The sequence below is a fragment of the Acidiphilium rubrum genome, assembly GCF_900156265.1.
GTDB classification, from domain to species: domain Bacteria; phylum Pseudomonadota; class Alphaproteobacteria; order Acetobacterales; family Acetobacteraceae; genus Acidiphilium; species Acidiphilium rubrum.
The window spans coordinates 38,968-57,938 of sequence record NZ_FTNE01000001.1 but is presented as its reverse complement, the minus strand read 5'-3'; the positions used below and the strand labels follow the sequence as shown (position 1 = coordinate 57,938).

Sequence of the window (18,971 nt, the reverse complement as noted above, 5' to 3'; positions counted from 1 at the left end):
TTTAGGTTGTTGGGTGTGGCGGGGCTGGATTGCCGCGCTGCGCTCGCAATGACGGGGTGGGGTTGGGGGCTTGCGTGATTTGTATCGAGGGATACAGATCCGACCCTTGGGGGCTCGCCGCTACAGGGCGAATCGCAGGACCAGCCGGTTGATCCCCGCTTCGCGATGGTACGCCATTTCCTTGCAATAATGCCGCAGCAGACGCAGCCCCGCCCCGCCGGCGCCGGGCGCTTCCAGGCGAACCGCTTGTGCCACCGCCGACGCCGCCACGGGGTCGAATGCCGGACCGGAATCCTCGACCACCAGCGCCACCGCCGCATCCTCGCGCCGCAAACTCACGGTGATGACATCGCCGCGATCGAGGCCGATGCCATGCATGGCCACGTTCATCACCGCCTCCTCGGCCGCCACGTGCATCCGGCCCAGCAGGGGTTCCGTCACGCCGGCTGCGGCCGCCGCCTCATCCAGCCACGGGTAGAGGCGCGCGAGATCCGCCGGCGCGGTGGTGATCGCCAGAGGGTGAGCCACGACAATCAGGAAACCGCGGCGATCGCCGATGCCTCGTCATGGAAAATCGGGAACAGCTCGTCCACTCCGCTGGTGGTGATGACTTCTTCCACCGCCGGCCGCGGCGCCAGCAGCACGTATTTGCCGCCCTTGCCCAGCACGGTCTTGCCGCTCAGCACCACGCTGCGCAGCCCGAGCGAGGCCATGAACTCGACCCCGGCCAGATCCACGATCACCGCCTTTTTTGAGCCGCCCACCAGGCTCATTGGCATGTCGATCGCGGATGCGCCGGCGATATCGATCCGCCCGGACAGCACGACCTTGGTGATGGTACCTGTCAATTCTTCTAACGCAATCGGCATGGAAAACTCCGTTGTCCGGGTCGGGATCGACCGCGTGTCTTTTTGGCAATGCCAGAGGCAATGTGTTCTTTCAAGCCATAAAACTCGTTGCGCTTTACGACATTTTACGTTTGGAATGACGTTTCAATGACAAACGTACCCGGGTGACCGGGCGGGGGTTTCGATGGCGACTTCGTTCCAGGATGACAATGGCGACCAGACGATCGTGGGCCCGGTTCCGGTCGACGAGGCGCCGCCGGCCCAGTTCTGCCATTTGCTGAATTATTCGATCGACGTGACACCGCGGCGCGTCGCCATCGCGCCCGAAGGCATGACGATCGGGCGTACCGCACCGGCCGAGCTGGTGATCGCCAGCCCGGAGATTTCGCGGCGCCATTGCCGGATCGAGGTCTTCGGCATCGATGCCGTTCTCACCGATCTCGGCAGCACCAACGGCACCTATCTCGATGGGCAGAGACTCGACCGGCCGGCCCGGCTGCGCAGCGGAACCATTTTCCGCCTCGGCGCGTTTCCGATCCGCTATGAGCGGCGCGACCTTGCCGAGATTGCCCAGGAGGAGGAGCATAGCGCGGATTTGAAACGCGCGGAGGACTACGTTCGCGCGATCCTGCCGCAGCCGATTCTCGACGGCGTGATCCGCACCGAATGGTGCTTCGTGCCCTCCGCCAAGCTCGGCGGCGACGCGTTCGGCTACCAGTTTCTGTCCGAGACGGTGTTTGCGGGGTTTTTGCTCGATGTCTCCGGTCACGGCATCGGCTCGGCGATGCACGCCGCCAACGTTGCCAACACGCTGCGCCGGCGCGCGCTTCCCGGTGTCGATTTCGCAGACCCCGCGGCGGTTGCCGCCGGGCTGAACCGGATGTTCCCGATGGAGGAGCATAACGGGCTGATGCTGACGCTGTGGTATTTCACGTATGATTTGCCCAGCCGCCAGTTGCGCTATTGCGCCGCCGGGCACCACCCGGCCTTTCTCGTGACACAAGCGCAGGCCGAACCGACGCCGCTTTGGCGCCGCGGCCCCGCCATCGGCATGATGCAATCCGGCAAATGGCTGGTGGGCGAAGCATCCCTGCCGCCCGGCGCACAGCTTTTGATCATTTCTGACGGGACGTTTGAAATATTGACGCCGGATGGCCGCCAATGGCAGATCGAGGACCTTCGCCAGCTGGTGCGTCAATACGCCACGCCGGACGGCGGGCTTACCAGCGCCATCTACACGGCGGTCCGCGCCGCCGCCCGCCCCGGCCCGCTGGAGGATGATTTCTCGGCGCTTTTGGTTAGTTTCGCTTAGCAACGCCGATGTGAACTCGCGTGCGCCGATTTGCTGACAGCGCACAACGATCTGTGCGGTCCGCCGGACAGGCACGGGAAGGCAAGCCCTGCTTTTTTGTAAAAAAGCAGCAAAAAACTTTTGTTCGTTTGGGGGTTGGGGTGGGGACGGCGGCGGACGGTTGGGAGAGGTTCGGGTGCTGGACGTTACGGGATATCGAGCCCTGCGACGTCGCCATCGCCGATGCGGACACGGCACTGACGGTTGGTGTGATTGCTGGCGCACTTCATGTCGCGCGGCGGATATGATGTATGATAAAGCTGCGCGGCGCGGACATGCCACGTTGGACGGTCGGGGGGTGGGGGCCGGTTTGGCCTGTGACCGCTTTTTACACGTATCCCGAATCTGTCCCTGCTTACACAAATAAGATCAATGCGCTACCCTAATCGTCACCGACCGTGTGACACGGCCTGCCTGACATAGACAAAGCGAGCCAACCCATGTTCGACGAACCCGGTTTTCCAAGCGACCCTGACTATGACGCCACCGCGCCCACGCTGCACACTTTCGTATATTGCAGTCGTGCTGCCGATGGCGTGGAGGAGGCCGAGGTCAACCGCCTCATCGAGTCGGCGCAACGCCACAATCTCACGTGCGGCATTACCGGGGTGCTCGTTTTCGGCAGTGGCGTCTTCTTTCAATGGATCGAGGGGCCGGAAGCCGAGGTGCGGAAGCTGATGGCGAGTCTGCATAGCGATCCGCGCCATTACGATATCGTCTCGCTGGAGGAGAGCGTGGAAAAACGCGAGCGTCTGTATGCGAATTGGCAGATGGAGCGGGTCAGTGCCGACGACATCCTCGAAGTGCTCCAGGACGCGCTCGAAAGCGCCGAAGACGAGAACAATATCGCAACATTGAAACGTATTGTCGATCATCTGGCTACGGGGTCGCTGGATTCGCTTGGGCGCGCTCAGTAGGTCGGCAGATGGCCGATAGGAGACGGACGGCTGTGGGGCGCCCGCAACGTTAAGCGGACGTTCACGGTTGAGTCGAAATTCGACCGAGTTTGCCGGTGGGCGGGCCGCCGCCGCGTCGTGGTCATTGTCCCACCCCGGCTTACCGGTATAAGATCGGATCGCTTGCGTTCTATCCAAATCTGCTGCCAGAGTTTGTGGCGCTCCGGCCAAGCCGCAGGCGACCTTCCATCATTATGTGAAGGACGGCTAACGAGTTTAGGGAGGCCTACAAGTAGGGAGTGATTAAATGAAGGCTAAGCCGGAGTGCGTTCGAGATATTTTTTCGTCGAATTGTCAGTACATTATACCGATCTTTCAACGGCACTACGTTTGGGACCGTGAGGTCCAGTGGGAGCCATTGTGGGACGATATGGTATCGCAACTCCGTGTCCGATTAGATGGACGGGTCCCGAAGCCGCATTATTGTGGCGCAATTGTTATTGATGAAAGAAAAAAAGATTCCGTTAGTGAGTCGACCAGGTTTAGCGTAATTGACGGACAGCAGCGCCTTACTACATTTCAAATTATACTCTCAGCGTTGCGGGATGTTTGCTTTAGGCAGGAAACCAGTGAGCTCACAGCCAAGATCGGGAAGCTGATATTTAACTCACAAGAAAGTGGGGCTTTTTCGGACCCTGCTGATCAAGTGAAGGTCAGACCCACTAAGTATGATCGCGGGTCATTCTTTGACGTGCTCATGACTGCGGATCGTGAGAAAGTGCGGTCAAAATACTACGCTACATTTAAACCGAAGACATCTGGCAAAAACGCACTAAAAGAGTTCGATCTGCCTAGGACTGTTCAAGCCTACCTATTTTTTTACGATATGGTCTCTAGGCTTGTTCAATCCCCAGGAGACATACTAGGTATTGATACATATTCGACTGAGGAAATTCTGATACATTTAGTAGAGACCTTTTTAGCAGACTTTCAAACTGTTGTTATATTGCTGGATAGCAGTGATGATGCACAGGTTATATTTGAAAGCCTGAACTACCGAGGTGCTCCACTCTTGGCTTCCGATTTGATTCGCAATTATGCATTCATGAGAGCCGAGCAAAATCGTGAAAACGTGGATGAGATTTACGCACAGGACTGGAGTCATTTCGAGGAGAGGTTTTGGACGTTAGAAGATAGGCAAGGCCGCTTAAAAAAGCCGAGAATGGAGTTTTTCTTTACGAATTTTCTGGCCGCTGCGACTGGTACAGAGATCAACCAAAGTAGAATTTTCCAAGAATATTTGGATTGGATCAATTTCCGAAAGCATGACCTGAAAGTGAGGGAAGAGCTCAAGTTCATCTACAAGCACTCGAAGGTCTACCGCCAGCTTGTAGAGCCTGTGGGCGACGATGACCTGCCCAACTTCGCAAGATTTCTTTCTGCGTTCGATTTCACAATCGCATTCCCGCTTGTTATGGCGATTTTTGCGGAGACTGAGATTGAGCCTGAGGAAAAAGCCGACATCCTACTGACACTTGAATCGTATATCGTCCGACGCTCGATCTGCGATCGGACTACAAAGGGATATAATAAGGTTTTCATCCAAGCAATCAGGGACATGCGTTCGAAGGGAATCAACCAAAAAGTCCTGCGTGATTTCTTTACCGGACTGAATGGTGATTCTGTCGATTGGCCGACTGATGAGCAGTTCCAGGCAGCCTTCATGCGAAAGCCTCTATATAAGATTTTAACCGGCCAGCGCCTAGTTTATATATTGTCTAGGCTGGAGCATGCCGAGCGACACAAGTATTCGGAAATCATAAAGATTGATTCGCAACTGACTTCCGAGCACGTTCTGCCTCAGTCTTGGTGCGGAACTTGGCCCTTGACGGGGGGACACCAAGTCAATCCAGAACAACTCGAACAGGCCATCAAGAAGGATCGCTTACAACTTCCACTCAATGGTTTAGAGAAGGCGATCGTTGAACGAGAGCGCCTAGTTAACACTATTGGGAATCTCACCTTAATTGTCGGCAGGCTAAATTCCTCAATTGGCGCAAACATCTTTGATCTAAAGCGGGCGGCGATTCTACAACACTCTTCACTTCGGTTAAACAGATATTTTCAATCGGTTGATGACTGGGACGAGGAGGCAATTACACGGCGCTCAGAGTTACTTTTTCGTGATGCTCTCACGATCTGGCGTGGGCCAAAAGGACGCTCCCTGGAGGCTCGGGATGAGCTGCTGTCGGTTTGATTGCGCCATCTTAAAGCCGAATTGACCAGCGGTTTTGCAGAATGCTGAGCGTCTGCTAGGCGGGTGGGCTCCCTCACCCGGTGAAGACCGCAATGAGCGCGAAGCTGCCGGCGCTGGTCGACGCGGTGGGATGGATGGGTGGTGCGATCCGGGCGGTTAGGGCTCGGTCGCGGTGATGGCCAAGACCCTGACGAATAAAAGTTTTTTGCTTCTTTTTTACAAAAAAGAAGTGCTTGCTTCCCTGCCCTGCCCCACCTTAACCCGCCCGAAACCCGCCATCGATGGGCATAATGACGCCGTTGATCATGCCTGCGGCGGCCGAGAGCAGGAACATGGCGACGCTTGCGATTTCTTCGGGTTTTGCGAAGCGGCGCAGCGGGATGCGGGCGAGCATGGGGTTTGATTTGGCGGGGTCGGACCAGGCGCGTTCGCCCATGGGGGTGAGGGTTATGACGGGGTTGATGCTGTTGGTGCGGATGCCGAAGGGGCCGAGTTCGTTGGCCATGGTGAGGGTCATGGAGTCGAGGGCGGCTTTGGAGGCGGCGTAGGCGACGTGGTCGGGGGTGCCCCAGAGGCTGGCGATCGAGGAGACGTTGACGATGGCGCCTGGGTGGTTGCGGCTGAGCCAGTTGCGGACGACTGCCTGGGCGATGAGGAACGGGGCGCGGAGGTTGACCGCCATGATCTGGTCGAACTGGGTGGCTGTGGTTTCGGTGAAGGGGGCGAGCAGGGCGATGCCGGCGTTGTTGATCAGGTAGTCGACCGGGGCGAGGTTGGGCATCAGGGCGGTGATTGCCTCGGTGTGTTCGAGGTCGATCGTGTGGGTTTCGGCACCGGTGGCCTGGTGGAGGGAGGCGAGATCATCAGGGGAGCGGCTGAGGGCGACGATGGTGGCGCCTTTGGCGGCGGCCATGGTGGCGAGGGCGCGGCCGATGCCTTTGCCGGCGCCGGTGATCAGGATGCGTTTGCCTTGGAACTCCGTGGTCATGCGCGCAGGGCCGCGCCGGTTTCCGCGTTGAAGAGGTGCAGGTGCGCGGCGGGGATGGCGAGGGAGGCGCGTTCGCCTTCGCGCCAGATGGTTTCGCCGCGCGGGCGGCGGAAGACGGCTTCCTCGCCATCGTCGAGGCGGAGGTGGACTTCGATTTGGGCGCCGAGATGTTCGACGACATCGACGACGCCTTCGATCATCGCCTCGCCATCGTGGGCGGCGCCGGGGCGGGCTTCTTCGCCGCGAAAGCCGAGGAAGAGATCAGGCGGCAGGGTGCCGAGGGTGGCGGGCACGGGGGCGCGGATGCCGGCGGCCTCGATCGCGTTGGCGCCGGGGCGGTGGGCGAGGCGGATGAGGTTCATGCGGGGCGCGCCGATGAAGCGGGCGACGAAGGCGTTGGCGGGGTGCGCGTAGATTTCATCGGGCGTGCCGATCTGTTCGACGTGGCCGAAATTCATGACCGTGATGCGGTCGCCGAGGCCCATGGCCTCTTCCTGGTCGTGGGTGACGTAGATGGTGGTCATGCCGGTCTTGCGGTGGATGCGCAGGAGTTCGGCGCGCATGACGGTGCGGAGCTGGGCGTCGATGTTCGAAAGGGGTTCGTCCATCAGCGAGACGGAGGGTTCGCGGGCGATGACGCGGGCGAGGGCGACGCGCTGGCGTTGGCCGCCGGAGAGGGCTTTCGGTTTGCGTTCGAGGTAGGGGGCGATTTGCACGAGGGCGGCGACGCGTTCGATCCGGCTGGCGATTTCGGTGGGGGTGACGCCGCGCAGTTTCAGGCCGAGGGCGATGTTTTCGCGCACCGTCATGTGCGGGTAGAGGGCGTAGCTTTGGAAGACCATGCCGACGTCGCGCTTGGCGGGCGGGGTTAGGGTGACATCGGTGCCGCCGATCATGATGCGGCCGGTGCTGGGGGTTTCGAGCCCGGCGATCATGCGCAGCAGGGTGGTTTTGCCGCAGCCGGAGGGGCCGAGCAGGACCATGAATTCACCTTCGGCGACGCTGAGGTCGAGCCGTTTCAGTACCTCGGTGGCGCCGTAGCGCTTGGTGACACCGTCGATCGAGATTTGAGCCACGCGGCCTCCTTATTTCACCGCGCCGAGCGTCAGCCCGCGCGCGATATATTTATTGATCGCAATGCCGCCGACCACGACGGGGCCGGTGATCATGACAGCGCTTGCCATCACGCGGCCCCAGGGGATGATGTAGCCGCCGAGGTAGCTCATCATGACGGTTGGTGCGGTGCGGGCATCGGTGCCGGGGGTGAGGATGAAGGCGTAGAGCAGGTCGTTCCAGGCGAAGATGCCGGCGAGAATGGCGGCGACGGTGATGCCGGGCACGGTGAGCGGCAAGGTGATGCGCAGGAAGATGCCGAATTTGCTCATGCCGTCGAGCAAGGCAGCTTCTTCGAGGGCGATCGGCACGGCGCGGAACTGATCGACCAGGAGCCACACGACCACGGGGACCACGAAGGTCTGGTAGATCAGGATCAGGACGATCGGGTTATCGATCATGCGCAGGTTCGCGGCGAGCAGGTAGAACGGGATGAGGACGACGACGGGGATCAGCATCCAGTTGGTGACGTACCAGAACTGGATCTGCGATGAGCCGCGGAAGGTGTAGCGGGCGAGGCCGTAGGCGGCCGGGGCGCCGACCGCGATGCCGAGGGCGACGGCGCCGACCGTGACGATCAATGAATTGAGCAGGGCGCGCAGGATATTGTCGTTGACGATGGCGGCGGCGTAGGAGGCGAAATGGGGTTTGAACAGCCAGACCGGCGGCAGCTGGAAAATCTGGTTCTCGGTTTTCAGCGAGGAGGCGATCATCCAGTAGAACGGGAAGATGATGATCAGGGCGATGAAGCCGAGGAAGAGGCCGTGGCCGAGCGAGAGGAGTTTGTGTTTGGTCATCGGGGTCAGACCTCGTCCTTGTAGAGAAAACTGACCACGGTTTGCGCCAGCACGATCGTGACGATCAGGGTGAGCACCGATTCCGCCGAGGCGAGGCCGACGTCGAAGCCGCGGAAGGCGATGCGCTCGATGTGCAGGGCGATCATCTGGGTGGCGTCGCCCGGGCCGCCTTTTTCGACCGAGTAGATCATGTCGAACGTCTTGATGGTGAAGATGGTCTGGAACACGATGCTGGCCACCAGGCCGGGACGGAGGAACGGCAGCTTGATGTAGCGGAAGCGCGCCCAGAAGCTTTCGGTTTCCAGCGTGATCGCTTCCTCGATATCCTGCGGCACGGTGGCGAGGCTGGCCGAGAGCACGAGGGCGACGAAGGGGGTCCATTCCCAGATTTGCGTCATCATCACCATGCCGAGGGCGGCGTGGGCGTTGCCGAGCCAGTCGATCGGGGCGATGCCGAGCACGTGCAGGCCGTAATTCACCACGCCGAGCTGGGTGTTGAACATCAGCTGCACCAGCATGCCGACCACGCTGGGGGTTGTTGCGATCGGCACCACCAGCAGGATTTGGACGAGGCGGCGCAGCCAGGCGTTGCGGGTCTGATCGAGCGCGAGGGCGATGGAGAGGCCGAGGCACAGCTCGATCGGCAGCGTGACGATCAGGAACAGGAAGGTGCGCAGGATCGAGGAGATGAAATCCGACGAGGTCAGGGTTTCGATGTAATTGTCGAAGCCGTTGAACACCGGTGGGCCCATGCCCATGGTCCAGTTGTGGAACGAGAAATACGCAACGAAAACAGTGGGGTACAGGCCGACCGCCAGCAGCAGCAGGAGCGACGGGCCGACGAAGAACCACGGCTCCCACTGCCGGATGCGCGGCACTTTGACCTCGTGCAGGGTGGGTTCGGTCATGGTGTTCACTGGCTCCGCAACGACGCGACGGGCGGGCTGGGGTGCCCGCTCGTGCGCTTGGTCAATCGACTAGATTTTCAATGCTTCGGCACGTTGATCGAATTCCAGCACCCGGTCGAGTTCATGTAGTGCTGTAGCTTGGCCGAGAGTTTTTTCAGCCCGACCGGCACGGTGTATTGCCCGGTTTCGATGTTCGAGCCGTATTGCGAGACCAGTTCGGAGAAATACGGGTAGCAGGCGATCTGGGGGCGCCAGTCCGGCACGCTGCCGTGCTCCCAGGTTTTCACCATGGGTGCGAGGTAGGGGTATTTCGCCTGCAAGGCGGGGTCGGTATCGGCGCTTGCGCGGGCGACCACCGCGCCGTTTTCGAGCAGGGGCTTGGCCATCGATTTCGAGGTGAGCCACTGGATGAACAGCCAGGTCGCGTCCTGGGTTTTTTTCGGCACCTGGGCGCTGACCATGTAGGCGAAGCCGCCGAACGCGGAATACTGGCCCTTCGGGCCGGCGGGTTCGGTGGTGACCGCGATGTCCGGCCCGGCCTTCGAACTGGTCAATGTGGTGTAGAATGCCGACCATTCGGTGACCATCGCCAACTGGCCCTGGCCCATGAGTTGCACGACCTGCGAATGGTCATCGGCGATGATGCCCTTGGGGCCGAACTTGATCAGCTTCTGGCGGAAGGTTTCGCCGGCGATCGCCTCGGGACTGTCGAGCGTGATTTTTTTGGTCGCGGCATCGAAATAGCGGCCGCCCCAGGGCCAGAGGAAGCGGGTGAAACTGTCGGCGGTCTGGGTCTCGCCGCGGGCGGATTGCAGCGCGTAGGGGTAGAGATTCTTGGCCGGGTCGTAGAGTTTGGGCGCGTAATCGGTCAGTAATTCGTTCCAGGTTTTCGGCGGGCCGGAGAACCCGTGTTCCTTCAGGATTTTCTTGTTGTAGTAGAGCAGGCCGGCGTAGGAATCGAACGGCAGGCCGACCAGTTGCCCCTTGATGGTGAAGGCGTGACGCCAGACCGGGAAGAAATCCTTCACATCGATATTCGGGTCGGCGAGGTCTTTGTTCGCCATGAAATCCTTGATCGGCACCACCCAGTTTGCCTTGGTGAAATCGACCGGCCAGACCACGTCGCTCAAAATGGCGTCGAACTGGCCGGAGTGGGAGACGAAATTCAGCGTCTCGGCCTTCAGCGAATTCTCGTACGGGTAGGTCACCCATTTGACGTGAATGCCGGTTTCCTTTTCGAATTCCGGGGTGAGTTTCTGCGCCGCCTTGTAGCTCGGGCGATCGAGCCCGACCACGGTGACGGTTTCGCCTTTGTAGGGCGCAGCCGCCTGCTGGAGCGACCAGGCATGCGCGTTCGGCGCGAGCCCCAGCACGGCGGCAGCGCACGCCGAGCCCAGCAGGAGGGATTTGACGGATGGTTTCATGACGTTTCCTTCGACCGGTTGATTTAGTGCTTGGACAGGCACAGGCGTGGAGCGTTACGTCACCGCGCCTGATTATATTTTCACCTATGCCAAAATTTATCGGTCGTTGACAACAAATATTTTATCCGTTCGGCAGAATCAGGCTTTTCAGCGCGCCATCCGCACAGGCGGCCTGCAATTCGAACGCGGTTGCGCCATCGGCCAGGCTGAAATGATGGGTGACGATGCGCCCGACGTTCAGCCGCTTGCCGGCAACCAGATCGATCGCGCGCGGATAGACATGGCCCATTCGGCGGGAGAACTTGACCGACAACCCCTTGCGGCGCGCGAGGCCGGCGACCAGCGTGTAGGAATCGCCCTCCGGGATGCCGACCAGCACGATGCGGCCGCCGATGCGCGCGGCCTCCGCCGCGTGCTGAAACCCGGTTGGCGCATTGGTCGCTTCCAGCACCAGATCGACGCCGCGACCGTTGGTCCATCCCGCGATTTCGGAGCGGTCGGCGCCGGTCATATCCGCGCCCTCGATGCCGGCTGCCTCGGCGCGATACGCCACCGGATCGACCGCGTAGATTTTACCGACGCCCGACAGCCGCGCCAGCGCGATCATCAGCAGGCCGATCGGGCCGCAGCCGATCACCGCGACCGATTCCAGCAGGCGCGGCTTTGCCAGATCGATCGCGTGGATCGCGACACCCAGCGGTTCCAGCATCATCGTCTCATCGACGGTGAAATCCTGCGGCACCTTGATCACCTGCGCCGGATCGACCGCGATTCGCTCCGCCATCGCGCCCGGATAGGGCGGCGCGCCCATGAACACCGTGTTCGGGCACAAATTGATCTCGCCGCGATGGCACCATTCGCAATGGCCGCACGGCGTGGCCGGATCGACCGCCACGAGCTCACCCCGCCGCAGGCCCAGCTCCGGCCGGTCTTCCAGCACATGCCCGGCGAATTCGTGGCCGGGGACGAACGGGGCCGCGATGGTCTGACTGCTGATGCCGCCTTCCAGATAATAATGCAGGTCGCTGCCGCACACGCCGACGCCGGCCACCGCGATCGGCACGCGGGCATTGCCGGCATCGGGCTCCGGCGCGGTCCCGATGCTGATGTCGCGGATGCCGTTGATGAACAGAGCCTGCATGATGGGTCTTTCGTGATCGGGGTTCAGGGAACCGCCGGAAACCCGGCGAGACGCGGATAGATCGTGCGGTATTCCGCCGCGCGCGCCGCATAGGCGGCGACGCGCGGCGGATCGGGGTCGAAGCGGGCGGTGATCGGGCCGGCCATCGCCGTTGCGGCATCTGCGAAATCGGCGAACCAGCCGGCCGCGACCGCCGCCGCCATCGCGGCCCCCAGGGCCGACGCCTCGGCACTTGCCGAACGCAGCACGGGCATATCCATCACGTCCGCGATGATCTGGCACCATAGATCGCTCCGGCTGCCGCCGCCGATCGCGACGATCTCGGTCACCGCCAGCCCGGTTGCCGCGACGATGCGCGCCGTGACATCCGCCTGCTCATGGGCGATGCCCTCGAACAGGGCGCGCAACAGATGCGCGCGGCCATGATGCGGCGCCAGGCCGAGAATCGCGCCGCGGGCCGCACTGTCCCAATGCGGGGTCATCACACCCAGGAAATACGGCAGCACGAACACGCCATCCGCCCCCGGCGGCAACGCCGCGGCCGCGGCCTCCAGCGTGGTCAGCGCCGCCGGATCGCCGAACAAATCGCGGGCCAGCCAGTCACACAACAACGTGCCCGACCGCAGCGAAGTTTCGAACACATAGCCCGGCCCGCCCGCGCTGATCATGGTGCGGAACGCCGTGCCGATGCGATAGGCACGGCTGTGCACGCCTGAAACGATCGCGGTGCCGAGATTGAGATAGGCGCGGCCCGGCGCATCCAGCCCGACCGCAACGCCCGCCGCCTGACCATCGCCGCCGCCGGCCGCAACCATCAGGCCCTCGGGCAAGCCCGTCTCGGCCGCTGCCTGCGCGTGCAACGCGCCGATCACGCTGCCGGGCGGCAGTGGTTCAGCGAATTGATCCGCCCGCAAGCCGATCGAAGCGAGCAATTCATGGGCATACTCGCCCGCTGCCAGATCGAACACCCCGAGCGGATCGGCCGACGCGGTGCTGGTGGCAAACCGCCCGGTCAGGCGCTGCGCCAGATAGCCATGCACCTCGGCGAAATATCGGCTGGCATCGAGCGTGGCCGGCTCAACCCGCCGCATCCACGCCAGTTTATACAGCGCGGGGTTCGGGTCCGGGATTTTGCCGGTGATCCGGTGCAGCGTCTCACGCCCAAAGCGCGACGCCATCGCCGCCGCATCGTCGGCAGCACGGCCATCCAGCCATAAAATCGCCGGTCGCGTCGGGCGAAACGATTCATCGAGCGGCGCAATCGTCTCGCGCTGGTTCGCAATGGCGATGCCGATAAACCGCACGCCATGCGCCGCAGCCACCAACGCCCGCAACGCCGTACACGCAGCACGCCACCAATCCCCCGGGTCCTGCTCGAACCGGTTGTCACCCAAAGCCCTGAACGCCAGCGCCGCCCGCCCCTCGGCCAACACGACACCGCGCGCATCGAACGCGACCGCCTTCACCGCACTCGTACTGCAATCAAGCCCTATCACCGCATCCATCCCCGGCGCATACGCCGAGCCCACCCCACCGATCAAGCGGTACGACCGTCTGACGCTCGATCGGGGGTGGGTGACGCTCGGGGTAATTAAGGCCAGGGGCTCTGCCCCTGGACCCCGTTAAAGGCGGAGCCTTTAAAATCCATTAGTTTTAGGCAAGGGGAGGGCGACACAGGCCAGATCAGCTGAAAGTCCGAGGCAGCGCCCTCCCCTTGCCTAAAACTAGCGGGTTCTAAGGGCTAAGCCCTTAGTGGGGGTCGAGGGGGCAAAGCCCCCCGCCTTGCTTTCCCCGAGCGGCAACCACCCCCCGGTCCGGCGTCAGGCGGCGGTGCCGCCGATGGTCAGGCCGGAGATTTTGATGGTGGGTTGGCCGACGCCGACGGGGACGCCTTGGCCGTTTTTGCCACAGGTGCCGATGCCGGCGTCGAGTTCGAGGTCGCTGCCGATCATATCGACTTTGGTCAGGGCGTCGGGTCCGTTGCCGATGATGGTGGCGCCTTTGACGGGGGCGCCGATTTTGCCGTCTTCGATCATGTAGGCTTCGGAGGCGGAGAAGACGAATTTGCCGGAGGTGATATCGACCTGACCGCCGCCGAAGTTTGCGGCGTAGAGGCCGCGTTTGACGGAGCGGATCATATCATCGCGGGTGGCGTCGCCGGCGAGCATGATGGTGTTGGTCATGCGTGGCATGGGCAGGTGGGCGTAGGATTGGCGGCGGCCGTTGCCGGTGGGGGTCATGCCCATCAGGCGGGCGTTCTGGCGGTCCTGGATGTAGCCGGTGAGGATGCCGTCTTCGATCAGGACGGTGCGGTTGGTGGGGGTGCCTTCGTCATCGACGGTGAGGGATCCGCGCCGGTTGGGCAGGGTGCCGTCATCGACCACGGTGACGCCTTTGGAGCCGACGCGTTTGCCCATCAGCCCGGCGAAGGCGGAGGTTTTCTTGCGGTTGAAATCGCCTTCGAGGCCGTGGCCGATGGCTTCGTGCAGCAGGATGCCGGGCCAGCCGGCGCCGAGGACGACGGGCATTTCACCGGCGGGGGCGGCGATGCTTTCGAGGTTGAGGGCGGCTTTGCGGATCGATTCATCGACGGCGGCGCGCCAGAAATCGGGCGCGGTGACGGTGGCGTAGCTCTCGCGGCCGCCGGCGCCGTGACCGCCGGATTCGCGACGGCCGTCCTGTTCCATCACCACCGAGACGTGGAGGACGACGAGGGGGCGCACGTCGGCGACGCGGACGCCATCGGCGCGGAGGATTTCGACCACCTGCCATTCGCCGAACAGGCTCGCCATCACTTGCACCACGCGGCTGTCTTTGCCGCGGGCGTAGGCATCGATTTCGCCGAGCATGGCGGCGCGGGCGGCGAAGGGCATTTCGGCGAGCGGGTTGAGGGCGGTGTAAAGTGCAGGGCCGGCTTTCGGCGGGGCCAGGGCAACTGTGCCGGAGTCTTCGGGCCGGGCATCCTGCAGGGTGGCGACGGCGCGGGCGAGGGCGGCATCGGTGATTTCGCCGGCGTGGGCGTAGATTGCGGCTTCGCCGGTGACCGAGCGGAGGCCGAAGCCGCGGCGGTTGTCGAAGCTGGCGTTGCGGATGCGCCCGTCATCGAGGCTGAGCATTTCGGATTCGCGGTATTCGAGGAACAATTCGCCGTCATCGGCCGGGTCGAGCACGGGGGCGATGGTGCGGCGGGCTTCGAACGCGTTCAGACCGTCGTTGCCGTGAAACAGACGGTCGGCGGTGGCGAGAGCGTCGTGCGGGGCGGCAATGATGGTATCGGGCATTATTCGGCGGCCTTCATGACAAGAGGATGTTCGGCACCGGCTGGTACCGCGCCACGCAGAGCGTGACGACATGCGACACAGGCGGCGAGCAGCAGCACGGCGTTGAGTTCGTGGACATAGCCGAGTCCGGCCATGCCGGAGACCAGCGCGCTCATGCCCAATATATATTGCACGATGACCAATCCTGCCAGCAGCAAAAACAGATCGCGCGGTTTTGGGCCGAGTGGCGCGCGTAAGCCCTGCACGGCGGCGACCACGACGATGATGGCGGTGATGGTGGCGAGCACCCGGTGATCGAACTGCACGGTTGCCTGGTTCGCGAAGAGATTGAGCCAGAGCGGGTGGAGTTTGAAGGCGTGGGGCGGCAGGGCGTGGCCATCCATCAGCGGGAAGGTGTTGTAGACGTGGATGGCGCCGGTCGCGGCAACCAGGGCGCCGAGGCCGATGGTGGCGATGAGAAGGCCGATCGAGACGCTGAGCAGGGTGCGCAGGCCCGAGTGGCCGGTGATGATGGGGGGTTCGGGGTTGCGGATGGTCAGCGCGGTCCAGAGCATGGCGGTGAAGATCAGCATCGCCAGCACGAAATGCGGCGCGAGGTAGAGTGGCGAGGGGTGCAGGACGCCGAACATGCCCTGATAGGTCATCAGCCAGCCCATGGTCGCTTCGCCGGCACCGGCGGCGAACAGGGCGAGCAGCCAGAGGGCGAGGCGGTTGGAGAGCCGGCCGCGCCACCAGAACCAGACGAGCGGCAGGGCGAAGACCAGCGCCATCAGCCGACCCCAGTCGCGATCGATGAACATCGGCATGAACAGCGACTGGAATTGGGCGAGGGTCATGGTGGGGTGGAGCAGGCGGAACTGCGCGGTCTGGCGGTAGAGGTCGAACACATGCAGCCAGGCGGCGTGGGTGAGCGGCGGGATGATGCCGGTGAGCGGGCGCCATTGCTGGATGATGAAGCCGGCGCCGATGGTGCGGGCGTGGCCGCCGCCGGCGACCATGCCGAACATCATGGCGCAGATGATCAGTAGCCAGTTCCCGATCAGCCGGTCAGGCCGCGCGTTCATGCGGCACGCCGGCCGCGCAGCTCGAACCAGGCCCAGACCGCGGCGGCGAGCAGCAGGACGGCGTTCAATTGATGGACGATGCCGATATCGAGGATTTTCGAGACCAGCGTGGTGACGCCGAGGATGTATTGGATGACCAGCAGGCCGCCCATGATCAGGAAGGCGTCGCGCGCGCGGGGCGGCAGATCGGCGCGGATGGCGACCACGACGGCGGCCAGCACGACGACGGCGGCGATGGTGCCGAGCAGGCGGTGATCCCATTGGGTAGCCGCTTTGTTGAGGAAGAGATTGCTCCAGAACGGGTGCAGGGCGGCGTAATCGGGCGGCACCCATTGGCCCTGCATCAGGGGAAATGTGTTGTCGATCGTATAAGCGTGGGTGCCGGAGAGGAAGGTGCCGGCGATGATCGCGACGATGATCACCGCGATCGAGGCGAGGGCGAAGCCGCGGGCGACCTTGTATTTCGCGGCGATGGACGGTGCCAGGCGCTCGGAGTCCGGCTTGAGCACGACGAGGCCGGTGGTGAACACCGCGATCGCCAGCATGGTCGCGAAGCAATAATGGATCGAGAGGCGCCAGACCGAAACCTCGGTGAGGCCCGGTTGGAAGCCTGACGCGACCATCCACCAGCCGATCAGGCCCTGGACGCCGCCGAGGACGAACAAGGTGACCAGCCAGGGCCGCAGCCGGCGTTCCAGCCGGCCGGTCCACCAGAACCAGACCAGCGGGACGCCGAAATCGAGGCCGAGCAGGCGGCCCCACATGCGGTGAATCCATTCGGGCCAGAAGATCGCTTTGAACCCGGCGAGGTCCATGTGGCTGTTGAGGAGCTGGTATTGCGGGATGGTTTTGTAGAGCGCGAACATGCGCTCCCACGCCGCGTGGGTGAGCGGCGGGATGATGCCGGAGACCGGTTGCCACGCCATGATCGAGAGGCCGGCGTTGTCGTTTTGGACATAGGCGCCGATGCCGAACATTTCGACGATGAGGGCGAAGCTGATGAACAGCCAGGTCGCCACGATCCGGCGATTACCGGTGGACGACGACCGCTCGGCGCGGCGCGTGCTGATGTTGAAATCGGCAACGGATTGCGATGCCATGAGGCGACCTCGGGTTTTGGACTATCTGGTCGCCTGGATTTGCACCCGTTTCCAGCTTTGTAAAGCGGTGCGTTTGGCGATCCTGTCACGTCCGGGTGAGGGTTGTGCCGGCGATGATAGGCTCAGCGGGGGGCGAGATAGAGGTGGTGATTGTAGATCAGCACGGTCAGCGGTCCGTAGGGTACGATCTGCGCGGGTGGGCCGAATTGGGCGGTGGCGGCGGCGAGGCAGGTGGTGGCGGCACCGCAATCGCCGGGTGAGGGCGACAGGATCAGCGCCATGCGGGAGGGTTCGCGCGCGATGGCTGGTTTTGTGTACCAATTCGGCAGGGTCTGGACCGGCTTGGGTACGAACTTGCCCTCGCTCGGGTTGAAGTCGATCGGGCGGATCGTCAGTTTGCCGTGGGTTACCCAGCCGGTCGCGTTGGCCTGGGTCCACCAATAGGGGCCGTAGCCGAATGTGATATGGCGGGCGGCAAGAAATGCGGCCATCTGCGGGATGCCGTTCAGGGCCCTCGTTGGTGTTCGGTTGTTCCAGACCACCCGGTCGCTCACCAGACCGGATGTGATGAACAGGCCGGCCAGCACGAGCAACGCGCCGCGGTCGAAGCGTGCGTTCGGCCCGCTTCCGGCGGGGCTCGCGGCGATGAGCAGCGGCACGAACACGAATATATTCGACAAATAGCGGGCGGTCACCATGCCTTGCTGGAACCCGGTGACAATCAGGGCTGCCAGCATGACGAACATCGATGCCAGTGCGGTGATCGCGATAAACTGGCACCGAGCAGTGTTGATCGAACCGTTGCGGATCACGCGAAACAGGCACAGCAGGACGAGCGCAAAGAAAATGACGCAATCGATCGTCACGGCGGGCGTTGCCGGTGTCTGGCCGGAGACGGTCAATAATCCGGGCAGGATGTTGAAGAAGACCGCGATGTAGCGTGCCGCAAATGCGGCGTTTTCGATCATCTGCGACGGCGTCCCCACCGAATGACTGACTCCGGGCAGGAAACCGAGGGCGCCGAATAATCGGGTCTGCACGAGCAGGCCGACGACCAGCAACATCGCGACAATCGCGATCAGCGGTCGCCGATCCGCCCGGCCGATCACGATTAGTGAGAGTGCCGCGAGCAGCATGGGAATCATGAACGCCGCATCGGCCCAGGGGTCGGACACGGCGGCGACGAACAGGCAGACGCCGGCGCCGGCGAGCAGGATGGGGCGCCGGCGATCGAGGTATGACACCGTCAGGAGCAGGCCGATCAGGCCCCAGACCAGTGAAATACCGTGCGATACCGGATAACCCAGGAAGCCACCGTTGCCGATGGTCGGTTCACCCGCGAACAGCAGCACCATGGCAGCACCGGCACCGATCCAGCCGCCGCGCTCACGCCCGATCAGGACACCCACCAGCAGCACGATAGCCCAGAAGAACAGCAAGCCGGTGGCGACCACGACGACCGGCCGATCGCCGAACAATGCGAACATCACGGCGTCGAACGGCATCAGTGACAGCAGCCAGTTATCCTGGGTGTAGCGCCACATGGTGACGAACTGCAGACCGTAGCGATGCACGCCGTTCCAGAGCAGGACCGGGTCGGCAACGTCAGAATCGGCACCCCATAGGTGAAAGACGAGTTTCAGGCTCTGGACGAGGCCGATGGCGATGCCGAGCACGATCGCCACGCGCATCATGGGCTGGAAAGTGCCGGTTCTGACGCGCGTTGATAGCGACATGCGACCCTGTTCCCTCGCTGGAGCGTCCTGGCTCTAGCGATCCGCCGGTCGTTTCGTCAAACCGGCA

General features: G+C 62.7%; 16 protein-coding genes. 3 read left to right on the top strand and 13 right to left on the bottom strand.

What is annotated here, in order from left to right:
- Window positions 1-120 precede the first annotated feature (120 nt).
- A complete protein-coding gene (locus BW994_RS00260; RefSeq protein WP_029313862.1) occupies window positions 121-528 on the bottom strand; it encodes an ATP-binding protein in 408 nt (135 codons plus the stop codon).
- Between the two features lie 5 nt (window positions 529-533).
- On the bottom strand, window positions 534-869 hold the full coding sequence (locus tag BW994_RS00255) for an STAS domain-containing protein (RefSeq protein WP_076454282.1): 336 nt from the start codon (window positions 867-869) through the stop codon (window positions 534-536).
- 163 nt (window positions 870-1,032) lie between these two features.
- Between BW994_RS00255 and BW994_RS00250 the strand changes: the two genes are divergently transcribed.
- The 3 genes from BW994_RS00250 to BW994_RS00240 all read left to right on the top strand — a co-directional run bounded on the left by BW994_RS00250 (window position 1,033) and on the right by BW994_RS00240 (window position 5,352).
- Window positions 1,033-2,160: a PP2C family protein-serine/threonine phosphatase gene (locus tag BW994_RS00250; protein ID WP_051657627.1), complete on the top strand. Its 1,128-nt coding sequence runs from the start codon at window positions 1,033-1,035 to the stop codon at window positions 2,158-2,160.
- Window positions 2,161-2,639: 479 nt separating this feature from the next.
- Entirely contained in the window at window positions 2,640-3,116 is a 477-nt protein-coding gene (locus tag BW994_RS00245; RefSeq protein ID WP_029313858.1) for a BLUF domain-containing protein, read from the top strand.
- Between the two features lie 286 nt (window positions 3,117-3,402).
- The gene (locus tag BW994_RS00240; protein ID WP_029313857.1) at window positions 3,403-5,352 is read left to right on the top strand and encodes a DUF262 domain-containing protein; all 1,950 of its coding nucleotides are present in this window, start codon (window positions 3,403-3,405) and stop codon (window positions 5,350-5,352) included.
- Window positions 5,353-5,608: 256 nt separating this feature from the next.
- On the opposite strand, the gene BW994_RS00235 is transcribed toward BW994_RS00240, so the two are convergent.
- The 11 genes from BW994_RS00235 to BW994_RS00185 form a co-directional block, all read right to left on the bottom strand.
- A complete protein-coding gene (locus tag BW994_RS00235) occupies window positions 5,609-6,340 on the bottom strand; it encodes an SDR family oxidoreductase (protein WP_029313856.1) in 732 nt (243 codons plus the stop codon).
- Window positions 6,337-7,416 (bottom strand): ABC transporter ATP-binding protein, encoded by a 1,080-nt coding sequence (locus tag BW994_RS00230; RefSeq protein ID WP_029313855.1) that lies wholly within the window; start codon window positions 7,414-7,416, stop codon window positions 6,337-6,339. Before BW994_RS00230 ends, BW994_RS00235 begins: the two co-directional genes overlap by 4 nt.
- Window positions 7,417-7,425: 9 nt before the next feature.
- Window positions 7,426-8,250, bottom strand: coding sequence for a carbohydrate ABC transporter permease (locus BW994_RS00225; protein WP_076454278.1), 825 nt, complete (start codon window positions 8,248-8,250; stop codon window positions 7,426-7,428).
- 5 nt (window positions 8,251-8,255) lie between these two features.
- A complete protein-coding gene (locus tag BW994_RS00220) occupies window positions 8,256-9,158 on the bottom strand; it encodes a carbohydrate ABC transporter permease (protein WP_029313853.1) in 903 nt (300 codons plus the stop codon).
- 77 nt (window positions 9,159-9,235) lie between these two features.
- Window positions 9,236-10,582: an ABC transporter substrate-binding protein gene (locus BW994_RS00215; protein WP_029313852.1), complete on the bottom strand. Its 1,347-nt coding sequence runs from the start codon at window positions 10,580-10,582 to the stop codon at window positions 9,236-9,238.
- 121 nt (window positions 10,583-10,703) lie between these two features.
- Window positions 10,704-11,723 carry a zinc-dependent alcohol dehydrogenase gene (locus BW994_RS00210; RefSeq protein WP_029313851.1) on the bottom strand — a complete coding sequence of 340 codons (1,020 nt, stop codon included), beginning with the start codon at window positions 11,721-11,723 and terminating at the stop codon, window positions 10,704-10,706.
- 23 nt (window positions 11,724-11,746) lie between these two features.
- Window positions 11,747-13,228 (bottom strand): xylulokinase, encoded by a 1,482-nt coding sequence (locus tag BW994_RS00205; RefSeq protein ID WP_029313850.1) that lies wholly within the window; start codon window positions 13,226-13,228, stop codon window positions 11,747-11,749.
- A gap of 315 nt (window positions 13,229-13,543) precedes the next feature.
- On the bottom strand, window positions 13,544-15,004 hold the full coding sequence (gene tldD, locus BW994_RS00200; RefSeq protein WP_029314094.1) for a metalloprotease TldD: 1,461 nt from the start codon (window positions 15,002-15,004) through the stop codon (window positions 13,544-13,546).
- A complete protein-coding gene (locus tag BW994_RS00195) occupies window positions 15,004-16,068 on the bottom strand; it encodes a COX15/CtaA family protein (protein WP_029314095.1) in 1,065 nt (354 codons plus the stop codon). The genes tldD and BW994_RS00195 overlap by 1 nt, the downstream gene beginning before the upstream one ends.
- Window positions 16,065-17,168, bottom strand: a complete 1,104-nt coding sequence (locus BW994_RS00190) for a COX15/CtaA family protein (protein ID WP_029314096.1) — start codon at window positions 17,166-17,168, stop codon at window positions 16,065-16,067. Before BW994_RS00190 ends, BW994_RS00195 begins: the two co-directional genes overlap by 4 nt.
- Before the next feature lie 122 nt (window positions 17,169-17,290).
- Entirely contained in the window at window positions 17,291-18,904 is a 1,614-nt protein-coding gene (locus BW994_RS00185) for a hypothetical protein (RefSeq protein ID WP_139333927.1), read from the bottom strand.
- Window positions 18,905-18,971 lie beyond the last annotated feature (67 nt).